General features: G+C 61.0%; 2 protein-coding genes. One reads left to right on the forward strand and one right to left on the reverse strand.

Going from position 1 to position 1,720, the window contains the following annotated elements:
- Positions 1 to 886: aspartate-semialdehyde dehydrogenase (locus AC04P6_RS01760; RefSeq protein ID WP_475564874.1), on the reverse strand; the 886-nt coding region annotated here is incomplete at its 3' end.
- A 42-nt stretch (positions 887 to 928) separates the two neighbouring features.
- Here AC04P6_RS01760 and AC04P6_RS01765 point away from each other — a divergent pair.
- A partial coding sequence (locus AC04P6_RS01765) for a zinc dependent phospholipase C family protein (RefSeq protein ID WP_475564875.1) occupies positions 929 to 1,720 on the forward strand: 792 nt, incomplete at its 3' end.

Here is a 1,720-nt window from a genome sequence, read left to right on the forward strand (position 1 = left end):
GATACACCTTGTTATCCGGGTCATCCATCAGCGTGACGCCCGGGAACGCCTCGAATGCCTCGCGTGCCGCCTCCACCGAAATCGGCTCGGCAAACTCGACGTTCACGGCCTCGGCATGGCAACGCAGCGACGGCACGCGCACGCACGTCGGAGCGACGGCGATGTCGGCATGGAAGATCTTCTTGGTCTCCACGACCATCTTCCACTCCTCCTTCGTCGAACCGTCTTCCAGGAACACATCGATATGCGGGATGCAGTTGAACGCGATTTGGTGCGCGAAGGCCTTCACGGTGAGCTCGTTGCCGCGCTTGCCGTCCAAGAACTCGCGCGTCTGGTCATACAGCTCGGCCATGGCCGGTGCGCCCGCACCGCTGGCTGCCTGATAGGAGGAAACCACCACGCGCTTCACGGGCGCCACGTCGTGCAGCGCCTTCAGCGGAAGCGACATGATGATGGTCGTGCAATTGGGATTGGCGATCACGCCGTTGTGCCAGCTGATGTCACCGGGATTCACCTCGGGCACGATCAGCGGAACGTCGTCTTCCATGCGGAACGCGCTGGAATTGTCGATCATGACAGCACCCGCGGCCACCACGGCCTCGCGCATCTGCTTGGACACGCCCGCGCCAGCGCTGAACAAGGCGATGTCAACGCCCTCGAAAGACTCAGGGGTCATTTCCTGCACGGTCAGCTCGCCCGCAGGCACCTGGCCGCAACCGGCGAACTCGATCTTCTTCCCCGCAGAGCGCGCAGAAGCCAACGCACGCACTTCTGCAGCAGGGAAATCCAGATCGTGAAGCACGTTCATGAACTCCTGGCCCACCGCGCCGGTAGCACCGGCAACCGCAACGACGGGATGGGCGGGAATCGCTTTCGTCCAAGCCATAACTCTTACGTCCTTTTCTCGCGTTAGTCACATTGGCTCCGCATGTGCATCATCGCGATGCGGCGGTTTCGCAGCGCTTTCTTGCCCTGCATCGGTGCCATTATAGACACAGCATTTTACGAGACCGTTTCAGAAGCGAGCAAGCGCGCCATATCGCCCGCAAACCGCACGAAATGCCGTGCAAGTTTATGCTTTTCGTGCCGTTTGGCCACCGTCTTGATGCATTACGCGTCCCGGCGTTATCCTTCAATCGCCGCATCCCCTTACCAGGAAGCGCGGCGATGCGCATTCGCAGTCAGCATCGGAAGGCGAGGTTTCATGCCCTCGATCATCACGCACCACTTCTTCGCAGAGGATGCCTATCAGCGCTTTGAAAGCCTGATCGGCGATTCGGCGAATGAGCGCGATGCCTTCCATCTGGGAAGCCAAGGGCCCGACCCGCTGTTCTTCACGGTGCTCGCGCCGTCCATAGCCAAGTATCACGCACTCGGCGTTGCCATGCATCACGAAAAGCCGAGCGAGCTGCTCGTCGCGCTCAAGCAATCCCTCACCACCCTGCCTGAAGAGGATCGCGCGATCGGACGCGCCTACGCGTTGGGCTTTCTGTGCCACTACCTGCTCGATTCCATCGTGCATCCCCTGGTTTACTCGCAGCAGCTCGCGTACTGCTCGGCAGGCGAGCCGGATTTGGAAGACACGGACGCGCACGAGGTCCATGCAACCATCGAAAGCGAGCTCGATGAGGCGATGCTCTATCGGCGAACCGGCACGACCATCAGGGATTTCTCTCCCGAAAAGGAGGCGCTTCGCGCGAGCGGGCACGTGCTCCAGGTG

Source organism: Denitrobacterium sp. (assembly GCF_056180635.1).